Annotated in this window: 19 protein-coding genes and 1 pseudogene; 8 read left to right on the top strand and 12 right to left on the bottom strand. The window is 58.2% G+C overall.

Annotated elements, in window-relative coordinates:
- Window positions 1-24 precede the first annotated feature (24 nt).
- Window positions 25-426, bottom strand: coding sequence for a YgiW/YdeI family stress tolerance OB fold protein (locus ACZ6J2_RS16130; protein WP_023309189.1), 402 nt, complete (start codon window positions 424-426; stop codon window positions 25-27).
- A 139-nt stretch (window positions 427-565) separates the two neighbouring features.
- On the opposite strand from ACZ6J2_RS16130, the gene qseB reads away from it, so the two are divergent.
- The 4 genes from qseB (at window position 566) to ACZ6J2_RS16110 (ending at window position 3,604) form a co-directional block, all read left to right on the top strand.
- Window positions 566-1,225 carry a quorum sensing response regulator transcription factor QseB gene (qseB, locus tag ACZ6J2_RS16125; RefSeq protein WP_471726192.1) on the top strand — a complete coding sequence of 220 codons (660 nt, stop codon included), beginning with the start codon at window positions 566-568 and terminating at the stop codon, window positions 1,223-1,225.
- Window positions 1,222-2,571 carry a quorum sensing histidine kinase QseC gene (gene qseC / locus ACZ6J2_RS16120; RefSeq protein ID WP_471726191.1) on the top strand — a complete coding sequence of 450 codons (1,350 nt, stop codon included), beginning with the start codon at window positions 1,222-1,224 and terminating at the stop codon, window positions 2,569-2,571. Before qseB ends, qseC begins: the two co-directional genes overlap by 4 nt.
- A gap of 105 nt (window positions 2,572-2,676) precedes the next feature.
- On the top strand, window positions 2,677-3,258 hold the full coding sequence (locus ACZ6J2_RS16115; RefSeq protein ID WP_023333418.1) for an NAD(P)H-dependent oxidoreductase: 582 nt from the start codon (window positions 2,677-2,679) through the stop codon (window positions 3,256-3,258).
- Window positions 3,259-3,289: 31 nt separating this feature from the next.
- Window positions 3,290-3,604, top strand: a complete 315-nt coding sequence (locus ACZ6J2_RS16110) for a putative quinol monooxygenase (protein WP_008502984.1) — start codon at window positions 3,290-3,292, stop codon at window positions 3,602-3,604.
- A gap of 83 nt (window positions 3,605-3,687) precedes the next feature.
- Here the strand turns inward: ACZ6J2_RS16110 and ACZ6J2_RS16105 are convergent, their stop codons facing one another.
- From ACZ6J2_RS16105 to ACZ6J2_RS16085, 5 genes are read right to left on the bottom strand one after another with little or no spacing between them, the layout of a single operon-like run.
- Entirely contained in the window at window positions 3,688-4,575 is an 888-nt protein-coding gene (locus ACZ6J2_RS16105; RefSeq protein WP_033146656.1) for a MurR/RpiR family transcriptional regulator, read from the bottom strand.
- Window positions 4,572-5,522, bottom strand: coding sequence for an iron-siderophore ABC transporter substrate-binding protein (locus ACZ6J2_RS16100; RefSeq protein WP_094935310.1), 951 nt, complete (start codon window positions 5,520-5,522; stop codon window positions 4,572-4,574). The genes ACZ6J2_RS16105 and ACZ6J2_RS16100 overlap by 4 nt, the downstream gene beginning before the upstream one ends.
- 9 nt (window positions 5,523-5,531) lie before the next feature.
- Complete coding sequence (locus tag ACZ6J2_RS16095; protein ID WP_039263001.1) at window positions 5,532-6,572, bottom strand: FecCD family ABC transporter permease; 1,041 nt, start codon at window positions 6,570-6,572, stop codon at window positions 5,532-5,534.
- Window positions 6,569-7,552, bottom strand: coding sequence for a FecCD family ABC transporter permease (locus ACZ6J2_RS16090; RefSeq protein ID WP_063439520.1), 984 nt, complete (start codon window positions 7,550-7,552; stop codon window positions 6,569-6,571). The genes ACZ6J2_RS16095 and ACZ6J2_RS16090 overlap by 4 nt, the downstream gene beginning before the upstream one ends.
- A complete protein-coding gene (locus ACZ6J2_RS16085; RefSeq protein WP_471726190.1) occupies window positions 7,549-8,361 on the bottom strand; it encodes an ABC transporter ATP-binding protein in 813 nt (270 codons plus the stop codon). Before ACZ6J2_RS16085 ends, ACZ6J2_RS16090 begins: the two co-directional genes overlap by 4 nt.
- Before the next feature lie 386 nt (window positions 8,362-8,747).
- Here ACZ6J2_RS16085 and ACZ6J2_RS16080 point away from each other — a divergent pair, with 386 nt between their 5' ends.
- On the top strand, window positions 8,748-10,889 hold the full coding sequence (locus ACZ6J2_RS16080; RefSeq protein WP_471726189.1) for a TonB-dependent siderophore receptor: 2,142 nt from the start codon (window positions 8,748-8,750) through the stop codon (window positions 10,887-10,889).
- A gap of 83 nt (window positions 10,890-10,972) precedes the next feature.
- On the opposite strand, the gene parE is transcribed toward ACZ6J2_RS16080, so the two are convergent.
- Genes parE through nudF form a run of 5 tightly spaced genes read right to left on the bottom strand, consistent with a single transcriptional unit; the run spans window position 10,973 to window position 15,381 of the window.
- Window positions 10,973-12,865, bottom strand: a complete 1,893-nt coding sequence (gene parE, locus ACZ6J2_RS16075) for a DNA topoisomerase IV subunit B (protein ID WP_029740698.1) — start codon at window positions 12,863-12,865, stop codon at window positions 10,973-10,975.
- Between the two features lie 28 nt (window positions 12,866-12,893).
- The gene (gene yqiA / locus ACZ6J2_RS16070; protein ID WP_008502976.1) at window positions 12,894-13,475 is read right to left on the bottom strand and encodes an esterase YqiA; all 582 of its coding nucleotides are present in this window, start codon (window positions 13,473-13,475) and stop codon (window positions 12,894-12,896) included.
- Window positions 13,475-14,302: a 3',5'-cyclic-AMP phosphodiesterase gene (gene cpdA / locus ACZ6J2_RS16065; protein WP_194401735.1), complete on the bottom strand. Its 828-nt coding sequence runs from the start codon at window positions 14,300-14,302 to the stop codon at window positions 13,475-13,477. The genes yqiA and cpdA overlap by 1 nt, the downstream gene beginning before the upstream one ends.
- A 27-nt stretch (window positions 14,303-14,329) precedes the next feature.
- A complete protein-coding gene (locus ACZ6J2_RS16060; protein ID WP_003862516.1) occupies window positions 14,330-14,752 on the bottom strand; it encodes a DUF1249 family protein in 423 nt (140 codons plus the stop codon).
- Entirely contained in the window at window positions 14,749-15,381 is a 633-nt protein-coding gene (gene nudF / locus ACZ6J2_RS16055) for an ADP-ribose diphosphatase (protein ID WP_471726188.1), read from the bottom strand. Before nudF ends, ACZ6J2_RS16060 begins: the two co-directional genes overlap by 4 nt.
- 204 nt (window positions 15,382-15,585) lie before the next feature.
- Between nudF and tolC the strand changes: the two genes are divergently transcribed.
- The 3 genes and pseudogenes from tolC to ACZ6J2_RS16040 all read left to right on the top strand — a co-directional run bounded on the left by tolC (window position 15,586) and on the right by ACZ6J2_RS16040 (window position 19,087).
- Window positions 15,586-17,064, top strand: a complete 1,479-nt coding sequence (gene tolC, locus ACZ6J2_RS16050) for an outer membrane channel protein TolC (protein ID WP_032659905.1) — start codon at window positions 15,586-15,588, stop codon at window positions 17,062-17,064.
- Between the two features lie 192 nt (window positions 17,065-17,256).
- The gene (locus tag ACZ6J2_RS16045; RefSeq protein ID WP_023309204.1) at window positions 17,257-17,925 is read left to right on the top strand and encodes a DUF1190 family protein; all 669 of its coding nucleotides are present in this window, start codon (window positions 17,257-17,259) and stop codon (window positions 17,923-17,925) included.
- Window positions 17,926-17,927: 2 nt separating this feature from the next.
- Window positions 17,928-19,087 (top strand): annotated as a pseudogene (locus tag ACZ6J2_RS16040) (glutathionylspermidine synthase family protein).
- Between the two features lie 91 nt (window positions 19,088-19,178).
- Here ACZ6J2_RS16040 and ygiD read toward each other — a convergent pair.
- Window positions 19,179-19,967, bottom strand: coding sequence for a 4,5-DOPA-extradiol-dioxygenase (gene ygiD, locus ACZ6J2_RS16035; protein WP_182071626.1), 789 nt, complete (start codon window positions 19,965-19,967; stop codon window positions 19,179-19,181).
- Window positions 19,968-20,070: the final 103 nt, after the last annotated feature.

Below are 20,070 nucleotides of genomic sequence, written 5' to 3'. Positions count from 1 at the left end.
GCCGCACAGGCGGCCCTTTTCGGGTTATTTGTTCAGCTTAATAACCTGCTTCACGTCGATTTCAAACTCGTTCCAGTCTTTATCGACTTTACCCTGCAGTTCAACTTTATCCTGCGGAGTGACGGTCACGCCGTTCCAGCGCTTGTGGTCAATCTCAACTACAACCGTGCCGGACTCATCGCGGAAGGTGTAGCGGTCATCAGAGAGGCGCTCGGTGATGTTCCCGCGCAGCTTCACCCAGGCATCGTCCTTCAGGTCTTTCACTTTTGCCGCGGTGGTGAGGTTAGCGTTGTTATCGACAAAACCGCCCTGCTGAGTTTGCGTCTGGGTCTGTGTGGCCGATGGGCCAGTAAAACCGCCCTGAGCAGCAAAGACCGGCGCGGTGGTCATCATCATGATGGCCGCAATTGCAGCGAATTTTTTCATTTTCATCTCTCCCTTTAATGTCGTTTCGCAATCCATTTAACAGGGTAATCCTTAACAACTTCTTAAGGGAAAAATTTATTTATTATTGCTGTACAGCAGGCGCTTGCAGAGGGTTTACTGACGGCATCAAGGAGGGAACATGCGCATTTTACTGGTAGAAGACGACAGGCTCATCGGCGACGGTATCAAGGCGGGGTTAAGCAAAATGGGCTTTAGCGTGGACTGGTTTACCGACGGTAAAACCGGTCAGGCCGCGCTCTCTTCTGCGCCCTATGATGCCGTGGTGCTGGATCTGACGCTGCCGGAAATTGACGGTCTGGACATCCTGCGCGCGTGGCGCGAAAGCGGGCGCAGCGAGCCGGTACTGATTCTGACGGCGCGGGATGCGCTTAACCAGCGCGTCGAAGGGCTACGTCTTGGCGCGGATGATTATCTCTGTAAACCGTTCGCGCTGATCGAAGTGGGTGCCCGCCTCGAAGCGCTGGTCCGCCGCAGCCACGGACAGGCGCGTAGCGAGCTGCGTCACGGGAAGGTCACGCTCGATCCGACCCGTCTCATCGCCACGCTGGACGGTGAGCCGGTGACGCTCAAGCCGAAAGAGTTCGCGCTGCTGGAGCTGTTAATGCGTAACGCGGGCCGGGTGCTGCCGCGAAAGCTGATCGAGGAAAAACTCTATACCTGGGACGACGACGTCTCCAGCAACGCCATCGAGGTTCACGTCCATCATTTGCGCCGCAAGCTCGGGAGCGAGTTTATCCGCACCGTGCACGGCATCGGCTACACCCTGGGTAACGCATGAAACTGACGCAACGCCTTAGCCTGAAGCTGCGCCTGACGCTTCTCTTTTTACTTCTGTCTCTGACGGCCTGGTTTGCCGCCAGCCTGGTTGCCTGGCAGCAGACGACCCACAAGCTCGACAAGCTGTTCGATACCCAGCAGATGCTGTTTGCTAAACGGCTGCTGACGATGGATCTGGACGAGATCCGCGCCCCCGAACGCATGCGCGAGATCCCGAAAAAAGTGAAGCACGGTCGTCTGGACGACGACGCGCTGGCTTTCGCCATTTACGCCGTCGACGGCAAAATGCTCCTCAACGACGGTGAAAACGGACGCGATATTCCGTACCACTATCGCCGCGACGGGTTCGATAACGGGCAGCTGCAGGGCGACAACGACGAGTGGCGTTTTTTATGGCTAACCTCACCCGACGGGAAGTACCGCGTAGTGGTCGGCCAGGAGTGGGAGTACCGCCAGGAGATGGCGCTGGACGTGGTCAGCTCGCAGCTGACCCCCTGGCTGGTGGCGCTGCCCGCGATGTTGCTGCTGCTGATCGTCCTCCTGAGTCGGGAGCTGAAGCCGCTGAAAAAGCTGGCGCAGACCCTGTGCTCCCGCTCGCCGGATGCCACCGATAAACTGCCGACCGAGGGCGTCCCTACGGAAGTACGCCCCCTGCTCGACTCGCTGAATCATCTCTTCGCGCGCACCCAGGAGATGATGACCCGCGAGCGCCGCTTTACGTCCGATGCCGCCCACGAGCTGCGCAGCCCGCTGGCGGCCCTGAAGGTGCAAACTGACGTGGCCCAGCTCTCTCATGACGATCCGCAGGCGCGGGAAAAAGCGCTGACGCAGCTGCATGCGGGCATCGACCGCGCTTCCCGGCTGGTGGATCAGCTCCTCACGCTTTCGCGTCTGGACTCGCTGGATAACCTTGACGATGTCGAACCGATTCCCCTGGCCGACTTGCTGCAGTCGGCCGTGCTGGATATCTGGCATCCGGCGCAGCAGGCGGGCATTGATATTCGCCTGAACATTCATGCACCAGAGGTGACACGCACGGGCCAGCAGCTGCTCCTGAGCCTGCTGGTACGCAACCTGCTGGATAACGCGATTCGCTACAGTCCACGCGGCAGCGTGGTGGACGTGACGCTGGACGCGCGTGGCTTTACCGTGCGCGACAACGGCCCAGGCATTTCACCTGACGCGCTGGCGCGCATCGGCGAGCGCTTTTATCGCCCGCCGGGTCAGGATGCCACGGGCAGCGGGCTGGGGTTATCCATTGTAAAACGCATCGCCGCCCTGCACCGGATGCGCCTTTCGCTGGGCAATGCCCATGAAGGCGGTTTTGAAGTGAAGGTCAGCTGGTAAGGGATTATTGCGTTTAACGCAAAAGACTTTGCACATTTTGCTCATTTTACCGCACCGTCCTCGCGCGTAGAATACTGGCCATACTCTCATCATCGAGGACAAATAATGAGCAATATCCTGATTATCAACGGTGCAAAAGAATTTGCGCACTCTAAAGGCCAGCTGAATGACACCCTGACCGAGGTCGCGGACGGTTTCCTGCGCGACGCCGGGCATGATGTTAAGGTCGTGCGCGCGGACAGCAACTACGACGTGAAGGCCGAAGTGCAGAACTTCCTGTGGGCTGACGTGGTGATCTGGCAGATGCCAGGCTGGTGGATGGGCGCGCCGTGGACCGTGAAAAAATACATGGACGACGTGTTCACCGAAGGTCACGGCTCACTGTATGCCAGCGATGGCCGCACCCGCTCTGACGCCTCCAAAAAATACGGCTCGGGCGGCCTGATTCAGGGCAAAAAATATATGCTCTCGCTGACCTGGAACGCACCGCTGGAAGCCTTCACCGATAAAGATCAGTTCTTCGAAGGCGTGGGCGTTGACGGCGCGTACCTGCCGTTCCACAAGGCTAACCAGTTCCTGGGCATGGATCCGCTGCCGACCTTTATCGTCAACGACGTGATTAAAATGCCTGACGTCCCGAGCTATATCGCAGAATATCGCAAGCATCTCGCGGAAATTTTTGCTTAACTGGTAGCCTGGAATTAAAGGAGTAGTAAACATGCTTACCGTAATCGCAGAAATCCGTACTCGTCCAGGTCAACATCACCGTCAGGCGGTGCTGGATCAGTTCGCGAAAATTATCCCGACCGTACTGAAAGAAGAAGGCTGCCACGGCTACGCGCCGATGGTGGATGCCGCCACTGACGCCAGCTTCCAGGCGACCGCGCCAGACTCGATCATCATGGTTGAGCAGTGGGAAACCGTCGCGCATCTTGAAGCGCACCTGCAGACCGCGCACATGAAAGCGTGGAGCGACGCGGTGAAGGGTGACGTGCTGGAAACCCACATCCGCATTCTGGAGCAAGGGGTTTAAGTTTCCCCTCCCCCGCCCTCTCCCGAAAGGAGAGGGAGAACAGATCCTGGCCCGGTGAGCGTCAGCGCTACCGGGCTTTGTTTTTAAGTGCTTTTCTTCCCCGGCTTTAACCCACGGTGTAACTCGTTGATGCGCTTCATCGACTTGATAGTGCGCTGCGGCTCGGTGGAGGCGACGGATAAAATGATCATCTCCAGACACAGCAGCACCGTGCCGTGGAGCGGGATTTTGCCTTTTTCGCCGCCGCGCGGAACGTGGATCACCACGCTGGCCTCCTTGCTGAAGCGCGAATCGAGGGCGTTGGTCAGCAGGATGGTGGGAATGCCCAGACGTTTTGCTTCACGCAGCGTGGTTTGCCCCTCCCGGTGCGCGGATTTCTGCGCCATCATCACCAGCACGTCGCCGCGCTGAAGCGCAATCAGCTGCTCGGCAAGCCCTATTCCGGTACGGTTAAGCGGCGTGGCGGGTAACCCCATGCGGCTGAACAGCCTGGCGGTGTACTCGGCCAGAATGCCGGAGGCGCCAATGCCAAATATGGCAACCTGCCTCGCCTGCGCCAGCAGAGAGACCGCCTGGGCCATTGCGTAGCGGTTGTGGGGCTCGGATAACACCTCGCAGGTGTGCTGATGCCCCTCCAGCACGAAATCAATGCTCGCGTTGACGTCGCTGGCGAGCGTATTCACCGTGGTGGACATCTTTTCGCTGGAGGTGACCACCGGACCAAACCACTGCTCCAGCGTTTGCTTGAGATCGCGCAGCCCGGCGAAACCCAGCGCCTGAATGGCGCGGACTACCGTGGCATCCGAGGTTTTCAACAGCGTCGCGATCTCCATTGCGGTCTGTTCCATCACCGCTTCGCGGTTGTCATGGATATAGCGTGCAACCTGCAGCAGACGAGGCGTCAGCTGATGCGCACGCGCGCGAAAGCGGTCGCCATAGACATCCACGCGCCCTTTCTCTTTGCGGATCACCGTGACGCCTCCGGCAGCGGACGCCCGGCAATCTGCGACTGCACCTGCGCGGCCATCAGCCCTAACGAGGCGTACGAATTCGAGATGGCCTCTTCACGCGAGATCAGCACGTAATGCCCGGTTCGGCAGGCATTCAGGAACTGACACCAGCCCGGCATGACCGCATCCATCGCCGCCAGCTCGTCCTGCGGTTTACCGCCCGTATCCCCGCGCCAGGTGGCGAAGACGAAATCGGCATCCAGCTCCGGCAGGCGCTCGGCGCTGACGTCGATGCGCCCTCCGTCCGGGATGGACTCAATCAGCGGCGGGAAGGTGAACCCGGCGTCGCGCAGCACGCGGCCCAGCGAGTGGTAGCTGTGCATGGCATTAATCTTTCCCTGATTCGCCTGAATCACGGACACGGTCACCTTGCTGGTATCAATTGTCGCCTTCAGCGCCTTAATCTGCTCCTGATAGCGCCGCTCCAGAACCTTGAGCCGCGCCTGCGTTCCCGTCAGCTGAGCCAGCTTGCGGTAGATCTCCGGCGCGCCGCCGTCGAGATGATCGATGCTCACCGTCGGGGCAATTTTCGCCAGCTGTTCCACCGGGGTGTTGCGGGTCGGCTCGGTAACGATCAGGTCAGGCTTTGCGGCGGCGATAGCTTCAATATCGATATCGGCCGTGCCGATAAATGTAATGTCGGAATTATCAAAGTCGACGCCGGTCAACATGCCGCTGGAGCGCAGAAAGTGGCTGCCGTCCGGCCGCGTGCGGCCATGGCTTGCCACCGGCGGTACGCCAAGCTCAATCAGCGGAATGGTGATATCAAGATCGTGTAAAGAGACAATCCGTTTCGGATGAACCGGCACCACCACTTTTCGGTTCAGATCGTCAGTAAACGTCTGCGTCGGCTCCGCCGCACCCACCGCGAACCCCACCAGCAACAGCATCGAAAACACTACGCGCATCCTAGTCTCCTAAAATCTGTCCCGACGCTGCCAGAGCAGCAGCAGGAAAAACGGTCCGCCAATCAATGAAATCACAATTCCCGCCGGCAGCTGCAGCGGGAGGAACGCCAGACGTCCGACGTTATCCGCCAGCAGCACCAGCAGCGCGCCCAGCACGGCGCTTCCCGTCAGGAGCGCGGTTTGCCCACCGCGAAGCAGCAGGCGCGCCATATGCGGGGCAATCAGCCCCACGAAACCTATACTGCCCACGCACGAGACGCAGGCCGCCGTCAGCACCACCGGGGCGAGAACCCGCAGCAGCGCCAGCCGGGTTATGCGCACGCCAAGGCCCGCTGCGGCCTGATTGCCGAGCAACGCCACGTCCGCTGCCCGCGCGGTAAACAGCAGCAGCGCAAACGCGGGTGCAGCCCAGAGCGCGGCTAGCCCCACCAGCGTCCAGTTTGCCGCATGCAGGCTTCCCGCCAGCCACAGCATCGCTGTCTGCACGTCCCGCACGTCGGCGGTGGTGATAAAGACGCCCATTGCGGCGGCAAAGGCCCACGACACGCCGATGCCGATCAGGATGAACCGCGGGCGCGAGATATCGCGCGCCAGGGCGATAACCAGCAGCGCGGTAAGCAGCCCTCCGGCCATGCCGACCAGCGGACGCCAGGCCAGGCCCAGCGCCGGGAACTGAAAAATCAGCAGCAGTACCGCCGCGCTACAGCCCTCCTTCACGCCGATAAGCCCGGGATCGGCCAGACCATTGCGGGTGATGGACTGCATTGCCGCCCCCGCCATGCCGAGCATCGCGCCGCACAGCACCGCCATCAGCAGGCGCGGCAGGCGGATATCCATCACGATGTAGCGCGTCTCCGCCGTCAGGCTCTCAGGAGAAAACAGCGCCCGCCCGATGGCGGAGGTGGGAACAGGCAGAGATCCGTGCGTCAGGCCAAAGCCCAGCAGGCTTAACGCCACCAGCGCTAAAAGCGTCAGGCAGGCAAGCGCCCTCGGGCGAACCAGCGCCGATAAACGGCCAATACGGATCGCGCGGAATCCGGCCCGGTTCATTTGAACATCCTCGACGCCATAAAGATGAATACAGGCGCGCCGACCAGGGCCGTCATGATGCCGGTTGCCAGCTCCCAGGGCGTGAACAGCGTGCGGGCGGCGATATCCGCCAGCAGCAGAACCAGCGCGCCGCACAGGGCAGATAGCGGCACCATCACGCGTAAATCGACCGACACCAGACGACGAATGAGCTGCGGCACGACCAGGCCGATAAAGCCAATCGGCCCGGCAATTGAGACGGCCGCACCGCAGAGCAGCGCGATGGCCAGCAGGGCGAGCAGGCGGGTTTTCAGCAGCGACACGCCAAGCCCCTGCGCCATTCGGTCTCCCAGCGCAAGCATGTTGAGCGAGGGCGACAGACCGATGGCGAGAACAAAACCGGCTGCTGCGGCCCACAGGGCGCTCCGGAGCGTCTGCACGTTGATCCCGGCCAGGTCCCCTGCCAGCCAGGTGCGCATGGCGAGCAGAGTCTGTTCATCGAGAATTAACACCGCGGCGGTAATCGATGAGGCAAACGCCGACATCGCCACGCCGCACAGCGTGACCTTCATCGGCGTAAGCCCGGTGCGACCGGACGAGGAGAACATCAGCACCAGCAAAAACAGCGCGGCGGCACCGGCGGCGGCAACGAGCGGGCGACCAAACGGCAGCGACAGCCCAAGCGCGCTGGTAATCACGACCGCCAGCGCGGCCCCGGCGTTGAGCCCCAGAATATGCGGCTCGCCGAGCGGGTTGCGGATCACGGACTGCAGCAGCACGCCCGCCACGCCGAGCGCGGCGCCCGTCACCATCGCGGCGCAGAGGCGCAGCAGTCTTAATTTGATAATGACGTTATGGTCGAAATTGCGCGGATCGAAATGGAAGAATGCCTCCACCACCGTCTGCGGGGCGATGAAGCGTGCGCCGATGCCCAGGTGCATAATCGCGCCCAGCGCCAGCAGCAGTGCGAAGATCGGAAAGGCCAGAGAGGAGCGCATCATGGCTGAACGGTGCTCTGGCGAAACGGCATAAAGAACGGCTTGCCGGTCAACGGGTTTATGGACATATGCACGTCGACATCAAACACCGCTTTAATCAGCTCCGGCGTGCAGGCATCGCCCTCATGCAATACGCCTTCAACTTTCCCCTGGCGTAAAAAGACCAGCGAATCGCCGTAGTTCACGGCGAAGTTGAGATCGTGCAGCACCACCACGACGGTACGTCCGTGCCGGCGGGTCAGGGTGTGCAGCAGTTCCAGGATCTCCACCTGATAGCGAAGATCGAGAAACGTCGTGGGCTCGTCAAGCAGGATATACGGCGTTTGCTGCGCCAGCGCCATGGCGATCCAGCAGCGCTGACGCTGGCCGCCGGATAAGCTTTCCACCGGCATATGGGCAAACTCCGCCGTGCCGGTCAGGCGCAGGGCCTCTTCCACCGCCAGCTCGTCCTCGTCGCTCCACTGGCGCATAAAGTTTTGCCAGGGAAAACGCCCGCGCGAGACCAGTTCAAAGACGGTCAGCCCTTCCGGGAGCAGCGGAGATTGCGGCAGAATACCCAGCTGGCGGGCGACGGCTTTGGTCGGCAGTTCGTGGATCGCCTTGCCGTCGAGAACTGCCGCGCCGCCAAGCGGCTGAAGCAAACGCGCAATGGTGCTCAGCAGCGTGGATTTTCCGCAGCCGTTCGCCCCTACCAGCACCGTCATTTTCTGCTGAGGGATCGCAAGGGAGATATCATCAACGATGATTTTTTTCTGATAGCCCGCAGAGAGGTTCTCCAGAACCAGTCCCGGTTTTTTTGTGTTGTGAGCCACGTGAATGCCAACGTAATAAAAAAGCGCAACAAATATAAATAAAAATCATTCTCTTTTGAGAGTTTGACGCTGCGCCATGTAGTAGTCAAGAGAAGAAACACCCTGATAAAACCAGGGATAAGCCTGAAGGGAAATAAACAAAAAAGGACTTTCTAAAGCATTTAATTCAATAAGTTAAAAATCATCCCGCTGCGCTTATACGCCCGGCTAAACGTTGTAGCCGATTTTTTCTTTTTTCCATTTACTACTACATTCGCGCATGATTGAATGATTCTCAATTACATGTCCGATGCCCGCCGTGGCTAACGGACAGACCGTAAAGGGCAATGACTCACACATTTTTCCGCGAAACGTCATTCGCGGGATATTTCGGGATAACAGATGTAATGGCTACGTTCACACCTTCACTCTCTGGGGTAAAAGGGCGCGCGCTCTTTTCACTGCTGTTTATGGCGCCGCTGGTGCAGGCAGCAGATAACACCGCGGCTAAAGACGGCGAAACGCTTACCGTCACCGCCGATCCAAATACGACGGCGGAGGCCACGAATGGCTATCAGCCGTTGAATACCTCCACCGCGACGTTAACCAACATGCCGATGCTGGACATCCCGCAGGTGGTCAATACCGTCAGCGACAAAGTGCTGGAGGATCAGCATGCCACCACGCTGGATGAAGCGCTCTATAACGTCAGCAACGTGGTGCAGACCAACACCCTGGGCGGTACGCAGGATGCCTTCGTGCGCCGCGGATTTGGCGCGAACCGCGACGGCTCGATCATGACCAACGGCCTGCGCACCGTGCTGCCGCGCAGCTTTAATGCCGCAACCGAGCGCGTGGAGGTGCTGAAAGGCCCGGCCTCGACGCTCTACGGCATTCTCGATCCGGGCGGCCTGATCAACGTCATCACCAAACGCCCGGAGAAGACCTTCGGCGGTTCCCTTTCCGCTACCTCTTCCAGCTTTGGCGGCGGCACCGGACAGATCGATGTTACCGGCCCGATTGACGGCACGCGCCTGGCGTATCGCCTGACGGGCGAATATCAGGACGAGGATTACTGGCGTAATTTCGGCACCGAACGCAGCACCTTTATTGCCCCGTCGCTCACCTGGTTTGGCGATGATGCCACCGTGACCGTTCTCTATTCGCATCGCGACTATAAAACGCCGTTCGATCGCGGAACGATCTTCGATCTCAACACTAAAAAAGCCGTCGACGTCGATCGCAAAACCCGCTTCGATGAGCCGTTTAACGTGACCGACGGCCAGTCCGATCTCGCTCAGCTCAACGCGGAGTATCGCCTCAACAGCCAGTGGACCGCGAAGTTCGACTACAGCTACAGCCAGGATAAATACAGCGATAATCAGGCCCGCGTGATGGCCTACGATTCAAAAACCGGCAACCTGACCCGCCGCGTGGATGCGACCCAGGGCTCGACCCAGCGTATGCACACGACGCGCGCGGATCTGCAGGGGAACGTGGACATCGCGGGCTTTTACAATGAGATCCTGACCGGCGTGTCGTATGAGAATTACGATCTGCTGCGTACGGATATGATCCGCTGTAAAAACGTCAAGGATTTCAATATTTACAACCCAAGCTACGGCAGCCTCGGCAAGTGCACCACCGTCTCGGCATCCGACAGCGATCAAACCATCAAGCAGGAGAGCTACTCCGCCTACGCGCAGGACGCGCTGTATCTGACCGATAAGTGGATCGCCGTCGCCGGACTGCGCTACCAGTATTACACCCAGTACGCGGGAAAAGGCCGTCCGTTTAATGTGAATACCGACAGTAGCGACGACCAGTGGACGCCGAAGCTGGGCCTTGTCTATAAGCTCACCCCGGCGGTCTCGCTGTTTGCCAACTATTCCCAGACGTTTATGCCGCAGTCGTCTATTGCGAGCTACATCGGCGACCTGCCGCCGGAAACGTCGAACGCGTATGAAATCGGCGCTAAGTTTGACCTGTTCGACGGGATTACCGCCAACATCGCGCTGTTTGATATCCACAAGCGCAACGTGCTGTACACCGAGAGCATTGGAGATGAAACCGTCGCCAAAACCGCGGGCCGCGTGCGCTCTCAGGGCGTTGAAGTGGATCTTGCCGGATCGCTGACCGAGAACACCAACATTATCGCCAGCTACGGCTATACCGACGCGAAGGTGCTTGAAGACCCGGACTATGCGGGCAAACCGCTGCCGAACGTGCCGCGCCATACCGGCTCCCTGTTCCTGACCTACGATATTCACAATGCGTTTGCCGGGAATACCCTGACGCTGGGCGGCGGCGGGCACGGCGTAAGCCGCCGTTCCGCAACCAACGGTGCGGATTATTATCTGCCGGGCTATTTCGTGGCGGATGCGTTTGCGGCGTACAAGATGAAGCTGCAGTATCCGGTGACGCTGCAGGTGAACGTGAAGAACCTGTTTGATAAGACCTACTACACGTCATCTATCGCGACCAATAACCTGGGCAACCAGATTGGCGATCCGCGCGAAGTGCAGTTTACGGTGAAGATGGAGTTTTGACGTAAAAAAGCCCGGTGGCGCTAGCGCTTACCGGGCCTACGAACCATTCCCTCTCCCTATGGGAGAGGGTTAGGGTGAGGGCATCAGGCCTCAATATCCGCCATATCGCCTTTCTCCTGCAGCCAGTTACGTCGGTCTTCCGAACGTTTCTTGGCAAGGAGCATATCCATCATGGCGTTGGTTTGCTGCTCGTCTTCGTCGCTGATCGTCAGCTGCACCAGACGGCGCGTGTTCGGATCCAGCGTCGTTTCGCGAAGCTGCATCGGGTTCATCTCGCCCAGCCCTTTAAAGCGCTGCACGTTCGGTTTGCCCTTCTTGCGCTTCAGCTGTTCCAGCACGCCCGCTTTCTCTTCTTCCGTCAGCGCGTAGTAAACCTCTTTGCCGAGGTCGATACGGTACAGCGGCGGCAGCGCCACGTGGACGTGACCGTTTTTCACCAACGTTTTGAAGTGCTTCACGAACAGCGCGCACAGCAGCGTGGCGATGTGCAGACCATCGGAGTCCGCATCCGCGAGGATACAGATCTTGCCGTAGCGCAGCTGGCTCAGATCGTCGCTGTCCGGATCGATGCCGATCGCCACCGAGATATCGTGCACTTCCTGCGAGGCCAGCACCTCATCAGAAGAGACCTCCCAGGTGTTCAGGATCTTACCCTTGAGCGGCATGATCGCCTGATATTCACGATCGCGCGCCTGCTTGGCCGATCCGCCCGCCGAGTCCCCTTCCACGAGGAACAGCTCGGTACGGTTGAGATCCTGCGCGGTACAGTCCGCCAGCTTGCCCGGCAGCGCAGGGCCGCTGGTCAGCTTTTTACGCACCACTTTCTTCGCGGCACGCAGACGACGCTGGGCGCTGGAAATCGCCATTTCGGCCAGCATCTCTGCCGCCTGAACGTTCTGGTTCAGCCACAGGGTAAACGCATCTTTCACCACGCCGGAGACGAACGCCGCGCACTGACGTGACGACAGGCGCTCTTTGGTCTGACCGGCAAACTGCGGATCCTGCATCTTCACGGAGAGCACGTAGGCGCAGCGATCCCAGATATCTTCCGCCGACAGCTTCACGCCGCGCGGCAGAATATTGCGGTATTCGCAGAACTCACGCATCGCGTCCAGCAGCCCCTGGCGCAGGCCGTTGACGTGGGTACCGCCGAGCATGGTCGGGATCAGGTTGACGTAGCTTTCCGTCAGCAGCTCGCCGCCTTCCGGCAGCCACAGCAGCGCCCAGTCCACCGCTTCGGTATCGCCGCTAAAGTTACCGACAAACGGTTTTTCCGGCAGCGTTGGCAGGCCGTTTACCGCTTCGCACAGGTAATCGTTCAGACCATCGGCATAGCACCAGGTTTGTGCGGTATTGTTAACGTGATCGGTAAAGGTGATTTCCACGCCCGGACACAGCACCGCTTTGGCTTTCAGCAGGTGCGTCAGGCGAGAAACGGAAAAACGCGGGCTGTCGAAGAAGCTTTCGTCAGGCCAGAAGTGGACGCTGGTGCCGGTGTTGCGTTTGCCGCACGTGCCGACAACCTGCAGATCCTGCACCTTATCGCCGTTTTCAAACGCGATGTTATAGACCTGGCCGTCGCGACGAACGTTTACTTCCACGCGTTTGGACAGAGCGTTCACCACGGAAATGCCCACGCCGTGCAGACCACCGGAGAACTGGTAGTTCTTGTTGGAGAACTTACCGCCCGCATGCAGACGACAGAGGATCAGCTCAACGGCAGGCACGCCCTCTTCCGGATGGATATCCACCGGCATGCCGCGCCCGTCGTCGATGACTTCCAGCGACTGATCGGCGTGCAGAATGACGTCAACGCGTTTGGCATGGCCCGCCAGCGCTTCGTCCACACTGTTATCAATAACTTCCTGGCCCAGATGGTTTGGGCGCGTCGTATCGGTGTACATCCCCGGGCGGCGGCGAACCGGCTCAAGCCCGGTGAGGACCTCAATGGCATCAGCGTTATAGGTTTGCGTCATGATTTAAACTAGCAATTCGCATTGATTGTCAGTGGCTGTGCAGTCCAAGAAAATCGACAATCTGGGTGAAATGATTCTCAAAGCCCGTGAAAGCATGGTTTCCGCCCTCTTCTATAGTCTGGCGGCAGGAGGCGTAATACGCCACTGCCTGGCGGTAATCCAGCACTTCATCACCCGTCTGTTGCAGCAGCCAGATGAGATCCGGCGCCTCAAGCGGGTCGACCTGCATAACTTTGAGATCGTAAATATGGCGTGACTCTAGCACATATTGCTGCCCGGTGTAGGGGTTCTCGTTTTCGCCAAGAAAGTCCCTCAGCAGCTCAAATGGCCGAACCGCCGGATTAACCACAACGGCGGGCAGCATGAAGCATTGTGAGAGCCAGGTGGCGTAGTACCCGCCCAGCGATGAACCGACCACACCGAAGGTTTCGCCGCCGTGCGCAAGCACGATAGATTCCAGCATCTCCGCGGCCTCTGCCGGGTAAGGCGGCAGCTGCGGGATAATCATCTCAACGTCAGGGTGATGCTCGCTCAGCCACTGGCGAAACTGTGTCGCTTTTGCGGAGCGCGGCGAGCTGTTGAATCCGTGCAGATAAAGGAGCGTAGACATCAATAGCCTTCTGAAGCGGTATCCGGGCGGAATTTTGCACCGGTCAAACGGCAGACTTCCGTAGTCAACGTGCCGTCGGTATGCAGTTCCAGCCAGCGCCAGCCCGGCGCGATGGTATCAAGCGTAAAGTTGGCGCAGTGCGGCTTAAACTGAACGCAGGTCGACGGCGTCGCCAGCATGCGGCGTCCGTTCCAGTCGAGATCCTGTTCCTGGTGAATATGCCCACACAGCAGATTTTTCACCCGTGGGAATTTCGCCAGCACGCGATCCAGCGCCGCGGAGTTGCGCAGGCTGTGCTGATCGAGCCAGCTGCAGCCCGCCGGCAGAGGATGATGATGAAGCAATAGCAGCGTGTGACGTTCAGGTTCAGCAGCCAGTTTGGTCTCAAGCCAGTCGAGCTGAAACTCGCTTAACTCACCGTGCGGGACGCCAAACACCTGGCTATCGAGCAGCAGGATCTGCCACTGTTCACCCGCAAAAACACATTTCGCCGGAGAAATTCCCGCATCCTGAAGAGAACTGTACATGGCGGGCTGGAAGTCATGGTTTCCTGGCAGCCAGACGCAAGGCACGCTAAAGCTCGCGATGCCTTCAGCAAAATGCTGGTAGGCCGCGGAGGACTGATCCTGCGCCAGATCGCCCGTTGCGACAATCAGATCGCATGCACGGTTTTCAGCGTGAATGGCGCTAAGTACCGCCTGATAACTCTCCCAGGTGTTGACCCCCAGTAGCGTTTCATGCTTTTCGGCAAAAAGGTGGGTATCGGTGATTTGTAATATCCTGACTGGCGCCCCACCAGCAACAGTCAGGTTCAACAGGCTTTCCAAATGGTGTCCTTAGGTAGGTTTATGACGCTAACAAACCGGAATCGCCATTGCTCCATGTGCTAAACAATATCTTAGCCAGTCGGCTAAAAACTGGTTAATTTGATGCTTTTCGTCGCGTTGATGCAACTTTTTATTCGGGTAATCATACCGCGCCTTGAAGCGAAAGATCTGCTGGCTTGAACACACTTCAGCGACCATCGCATCGTGATAGAGGCGTACCGTCATCGACGGCAGGCTCCAGTAGCTAATGCTGGGTGCCGTTTGCTCAATCTCCACCAGCGTAGTGTAGCGCGTTGATTCTGTTATCGTTAACCGATACTGCGCGTTGCTCACCTGATAGCTTACCGTTTCGCCGGGTGCGTCGTTTCGCGGCAGCAGGCGGCGCAACTGTGCGAAATTGGTTTCGCACAGGCGCATCATTTCTGGGAAGTCAGGTGTATAGCGCTTCATTTTTTCCACTCGTTTAGTAATGTCTGATAATGCAGCTGTAGCCATTGCAGAGCGATGACAGACGCTGCGTTGTCGATTTTCCCCTCTTCTACCCACTGATAAGCCTGTTCCCGGCTCACCACATGAACCCGAATATCTTCGTTTTCATCTGCCAGACCGTGGATCCCTTCCGCCGTCGTGGCGTCCACTTCGCCCACCATTATGGACAAGCGCTCGCTGGTACCGCCCGGGCTTGCCAGATAGCTCAGCACCGGTTTTGTACGGCCCACCACCAGCCCGGCCTCTTCCAGCGCCTCGCGTCGGGCGACGTCTTCAACCGTTTCACCTTCTTCGATCATCCCGGCCACCATCTCCAGCAGCCACGGGCTCTCACTGACGTCATAAGCGGCGATGCGGATCTGCTCCACCAGCACAACTTCGTCACGCACTGGGTCAAAGGGTAGCAAGACTGCCGCATGCCCGCGCTCAAAAATTTCGCGTCTGATTTCGCCGCTCATTTCCCCGTTAAACAGGCGATGCCTGAAACGGTAAAGATCCATTGAAAAAAAACCGCTATAAAGCGTTTCTCGTGCAATAATTTCTACATCGTTTTTGGCGAATGTCACGGGCAACTTTTCTGGTTTTTGCATGAGTCGAGTCCTGGTAGCAATGGTGATGAAATTGTGAATTTCAAGGCTGTTTGGCTGCCGTTTGTAAGGCTATATGGTAGATTGGTGCAAATTACCGCCAGATGGCACGTTACGCCAACCTTTTGGTATGGAAGATTCTGTTAGAATCGGCAATTATTTTTTAATTAGATCAGCGCTAATACTGCTTCACAACAAGGAATGCAAATGAAGAAATTGCTCCCCATCCTTATCGGCCTGAGCCTGACGGGCTTCAGTGCAATGAGCCAGGCGGAAAACCTGTTACAGGTCTACCAGCAGGCACGTCTGGGCAACCCTGATTTACGTAAATCAGCGGCCGATCGTGATGCTGCGTTTGAAAAGATTAACGAAGCGCGTAGCCCCTTGCTGCCGCAGTTAGGCTTAGGTGCAGATTATACCTACAGCAACGGTTTCCGCGATGCTAACGGCGTAAACTCCAATGCTACCAGCGCCTCACTGCAATTGACACAGACGCTGTTTGATATGTCCAAATGGCGCGCCCTGACCCTGCAGGAAAAGAGTGCGGGTATTCAGGATGTGACCTATCAGACCGACCAGCAGACGCTGATCCTGAACACTGCCACGGCGTACTTCAACGTGCTGAGCGCGATTGACGCACTCTCCTACACCGAAGCGCAGAAACAGGCGATTTACCGCCAGTTAGATCAAACCACCCAGCGTTTCAACGTGGGCCTGGTCGCGATCACCGACGTGCAGAACGCCCGTTCACAGTACGACACCGTGCTGGCTAACGAAGTGACCGCGCGTAACAACCTCGACAACGCGCTGGAATCCCTGCGTCAGGTCACCGGGAATTACTATCCTGAGCTGGCGTCGCTGAACGTGGACAGCTTTAAAACGGATAAACCGCAGGCCGTTAACGCCCTGCTGAAAGAGGCGGAAAACCGCAACCTGAGTTTGCTGCAGGCGCGTCTGAGCCAGGACCTGGCCCGCGAGCAAATTCGTCAGGCGCAGGACGGCCATCTGCCAACCCTGAGCCTGAGCGCGTCTACCGGTGTCTCTGATACGACCTACAGCGGCTCTAAAACCAATACGTCCCAGTATGACGACAGCAATATGGGTCAGAATAAAGTGGGTCTGAGCTTCTCCCTGCCGCTGTACCAGGGCGGCCAGGTCAACTCTCAGGTGAAACAGGCGCAGTACAACTTTGTTGGCGCGAGCGAGCAGCTGGAAAGCGCCCACCGCAACGTGGTGCAGACCGTGCGTTCCTCCTTCAACAACGTGAACGCCTCGATCAGCAGCATCAACGCCTATAAACAGGCCGTTGTGTCTGCACAGAGCTCTCTGGATGCGATGGAAGCGGGCTACTCGGTTGGTACACGTACTATCGTTGACGTGCTCGACGCGACCACCACGCTGTACAACGCGAAACAGCAGCTCTCCAGCGCGCGCTACCAGTACCTGATTAACCAGCTGAACATCAAACAGGCTCTGGGTACGCTGAACGAGCAAGATCTGCAGATGCTGAACAGCGCGCTGGGCAAACCGGTCTCCACCTCTCCGGACAGCGTTGCGCCAGAGAACCCGGAGCAGGTTGCCGCGGTTGATAACTTCAACGCTAACAGCAACACCCCTGCGGCACAGCCGGCCGCTGCGCGTACCACTACATCCGCCAGCAAAGGCAATAATCCGTTCCGTAACTAAGAGTGTCATCAGGCCCATTGCGGCCTGATGCCCTCCACCCCGCCCCTATCCCACAGGGAGAGGGGCGCATCTGAATCACATCCGAACGTAAGCCAACGTAAAGATCCCCCTGATTCCGCCCCTCTTCGCTTCATTTTCAACCACTCATCCTCTATCCTGAGCGTTATTACCACTGGGTCCTGGAAGACAAACATGAAACGGACAAAATCCATAAATCACGCTTCGTTCCGCAAGAGCTGGAACGCGCGTCACCTCACCCCTGTTGCGCTGGCGGTCACGGCTGTCTTTATGCTGGCAGGCTGTGAGAAAAATGACGAAACGGTTTCGCTGTATCAAAACGCGGACGACTGCTCTGCCGCCACTGGTAAAGCGGCCGAATGTAAAACGGCTTACACCAGCGCGTTGAAAGAAGCAGAACGCACCGCGCCGAAATATGCCTCACGCGAAGACTGCGTGGCGGAGTTTGGTGAAGGTCAGTGCCAGCAGGCACCGGCTCAGGCAGGCACCGCACCTGAAAATCAGGCGCAGGCGCAGTCCAGCGGCAGCTTCTGGATGCCGCTGATGGCAGGCTACATGATGGGTCGCCTGATGGGCGGCGGTGCGGGCTACCAGCAGCAGCCGCTGTTTAGCTCGAAAAACCCGGCCAGCCCGGCTTACGGTCAATATACCGATGCCAGCGGCAAAGGCTACGGCGCAGCGACCCCCGGCCGCACAGTGACCGTACCGAAAACGGCAATGGCGCCGAAGCCTGCGACGACCAGCACCATCACCCGCGGCGGTTTTGGTGAATCGGTGGCGAAGCAGACCAGCATGCAGCGTAGTGCGACAGGCACCTCCTCTACTCGCTCAATGGGCGGCTGATCATGGAACGAGTCAGTATCATCGAGCGCCCGGACTGGCGCGAAAAAGCCACAGAGTACGGTTTTAACTTCCACACCATGTACGGCGAGCCGTACTGGTGTGAAGACGCCTATTACAAGCTCACGCTGGCTCAGGTGGAAAAATTGGAAGAGGTGACGGCCGAGCTGCACCAGATGTGCCTGAAGGTCGTGGAAAAGGTCATCGACAGCGACGAGCTGATGGCAAAGTTCCGCATTCCGAAGCACACCTGGGGCTTTGTGCGCCAGTCGTGGAAAACGAATCAACCTTCGCTTTATTCTCGCCTGGATCTGGCGTGGGACGGCAAAGGCGAGCCTAAGCTGCTGGAAAACAATGCCGATACGCCAACCTCTCTGTATGAAGCGGCGTTCTTCCAGTGGATCTGGCTGGAAGACCAGGCCAATGCCGGAAACCTGCCGGAAGGCAGCGACCAGTTTAACAGCCTGCAGGAAAAGCTGATTGAGCGTTTTGCCGAGCTGCGCGAACAGCATGGCTTTAACCTGCTCCATCTCGCCTGCTGCCGCGACACGGAAGAAGACCGTGGCACGGTTCAATATCTGCAGGACTGCGCCGCCGAAGCGGAAGTGGCGACCGAGTTTCTCTATATCGAGGATATCGGCCTGGGTGAAAAAGGTCAGTTTACGGATATGCAGGACCAGGTGATCGGCAACCTGTTCAAGCTATACCCGTGGGAATACATGCTGCGCGAGATGTTTTCCACCAAGCTGGAAGATGCTGGCGTGCGCTGGCTGGAGCCGGCCTGGAAGAGCATCATCTCTAACAAAGCCCTGCTGCCGATGCTCTGGGAGATGTTCCCGAACCACCCGAACCTGCTGCCAGCCTATTTTGCGGAAGATGATTACCCGCAAATGGAGAAATACGTCGTTAAGCCGATCTTCTCCCGCGAAGGCGCAAACGTCTCGATTATCGAAAACGGCAAGACGCTGGAAGCGGTTGAAGGGCCATACGGCGAAGAAGGGATGATCGTCCAGGAGTTCTATCAACTGCCGAAATTTGGCGACAGCTATACCCTGATTGGCAGCTGGCTCATCAACGATCTGCGGCCGGGATTGGCATTCGCGAAGATCGCGCGCTGATCACGCAGGATCTGTCACGGTTTTATCCGCACATCTTTGTCGAATAGGCCGCGGCTGATGCCCTCACCCCGAGCCTCTCCCACAGGGAGAGGATGCAAACACTAAAAACGGCAACCTGAGGTTGCCGTTTTGCTTTTATTATCCCACCTGTACCGAAAGCATACTCAGACTACCCATCTCAATACCGTCGACCGGGATCGTAACCGGTTCCTGACCATCCCACGCGCCAAGAACGTACAGCAGCGGCAGGAAGTGCTCCGGCGTCGGGTTAGAGAGCGAACCGCCTTCGTGATCCAGATAGTTCACCAGCGGATGCTCTTCAGCCGGGCCTTGCCAGGCCAGGTTCGCTTTGACGTAGTCGTTAAAAGAGGTTGCCCACGGGTACGGCGTGTTCTCACCGTGCCAGCGTGCGGTACGCAGGTTATGCACCACATTGCCGCTCGCCACCAGCATGATGCCTTCATCACGCAGGGTTGCCAGCTTACGCCCCATCTCCAGATGCCAGGCCGCCGGTTTAGTGCTGTCGATGCTCAACTGCACCATCGGGATATCCGCGTCAGGATACATTTTAATCAGCACGCCCCAGGAGCCATGGTCAAAGCCCCACGCTTCTTTATCCAGCGTCACAGGGACAGGTGCCAGCAACTCTACCAGCTTTTGCGCCAGCTCAGGCGAGCCGGGGGCCGGATAATGCGTGTCGTACAGCGCCTGCGGGAAGCCGCCAAAATCATGAATGGTTTTTGGCGCTTCCATGGCGGTCACGCCTGTCCCACGGGTAAACCAGTGCGCAGACACCACCACGATCGCTTTCGGACGCGGCAACGTCTCGCCAAGATGACGCCAGGCGCGGGTATAGACGTTGTCTTCCAGAACGTTCATTGGGCTACCGTGGCCTAAAAACAGGGCTGGCATACGGGAAGAAGTCATGGTGATATCCTTACAGAAGGTGTCAATTTAATGGTGCTACATTACGCGCAATCCGGCAAAGATGAACGCAGATAAGCGTGAAGATCATCATCAGGAAATTTGA

The organism is Enterobacter sp. E14S, from assembly GCF_055666685.1.
The sequence above is the reverse complement of the archived record's forward strand: the minus strand, read 5'-3'. Positions and strand labels throughout refer to the sequence as shown.

What these genes read in the sequence shown, in the direction of transcription:
- ACZ6J2_RS16080 (WP_471726189.1), top strand. Translation starts at nt 8,748, where the DNA reads ATGGCTACGTTCACACCTTCACTCTCTGGGGTAAAAGGGCGCGCGCTC.
- ACZ6J2_RS16110 (WP_008502984.1), top strand. Translation starts at nt 3,290, where the DNA reads ATGCTTACCGTAATCGCAGAAATCCGTACTCGTCCAGGTCAACATCAC.
- ygiD (WP_182071626.1), bottom strand. Translation starts at nt 19,967, where the DNA reads ATGACTTCTTCCCGTATGCCAGCCCTGTTTTTAGGCCACGGTAGCCCA.
- ACZ6J2_RS16095 (WP_039263001.1), bottom strand. Translation starts at nt 6,572, where the DNA reads ATGAACCGGGCCGGATTCCGCGCGATCCGTATTGGCCGTTTATCGGCG.
- ACZ6J2_RS16090 (WP_063439520.1), bottom strand. Translation starts at nt 7,552, where the DNA reads ATGATGCGCTCCTCTCTGGCCTTTCCGATCTTCGCACTGCTGCTGGCG.
- tolC (WP_032659905.1), top strand. Translation starts at nt 15,586, where the DNA reads ATGAAGAAATTGCTCCCCATCCTTATCGGCCTGAGCCTGACGGGCTTC.
- yqiA (WP_008502976.1), bottom strand. Translation starts at nt 13,475, where the DNA reads ATGTCTACGCTCCTTTATCTGCACGGATTCAACAGCTCGCCGCGCTCC.
- ACZ6J2_RS16045 (WP_023309204.1), top strand. Translation starts at nt 17,257, where the DNA reads ATGAAACGGACAAAATCCATAAATCACGCTTCGTTCCGCAAGAGCTGG.
- qseB (WP_471726192.1), top strand. Translation starts at nt 566, where the DNA reads ATGCGCATTTTACTGGTAGAAGACGACAGGCTCATCGGCGACGGTATC.
- ACZ6J2_RS16060 (WP_003862516.1), bottom strand. Translation starts at nt 14,752, where the DNA reads ATGAAGCGCTATACACCTGACTTCCCAGAAATGATGCGCCTGTGCGAA.
- ACZ6J2_RS16115 (WP_023333418.1), top strand. Translation starts at nt 2,677, where the DNA reads ATGAGCAATATCCTGATTATCAACGGTGCAAAAGAATTTGCGCACTCT.
- ACZ6J2_RS16100 (WP_094935310.1), bottom strand. Translation starts at nt 5,522, where the DNA reads ATGCGCGTAGTGTTTTCGATGCTGTTGCTGGTGGGGTTCGCGGTGGGT.
- parE (WP_029740698.1), bottom strand. Translation starts at nt 12,865, where the DNA reads ATGACGCAAACCTATAACGCTGATGCCATTGAGGTCCTCACCGGGCTT.
- qseC (WP_471726191.1), top strand. Translation starts at nt 1,222, where the DNA reads ATGAAACTGACGCAACGCCTTAGCCTGAAGCTGCGCCTGACGCTTCTC.
- ACZ6J2_RS16130 (WP_023309189.1), bottom strand. Translation starts at nt 426, where the DNA reads ATGAAAAAATTCGCTGCAATTGCGGCCATCATGATGATGACCACCGCG.
- nudF (WP_471726188.1), bottom strand. Translation starts at nt 15,381, where the DNA reads ATGCAAAAACCAGAAAAGTTGCCCGTGACATTCGCCAAAAACGATGTA.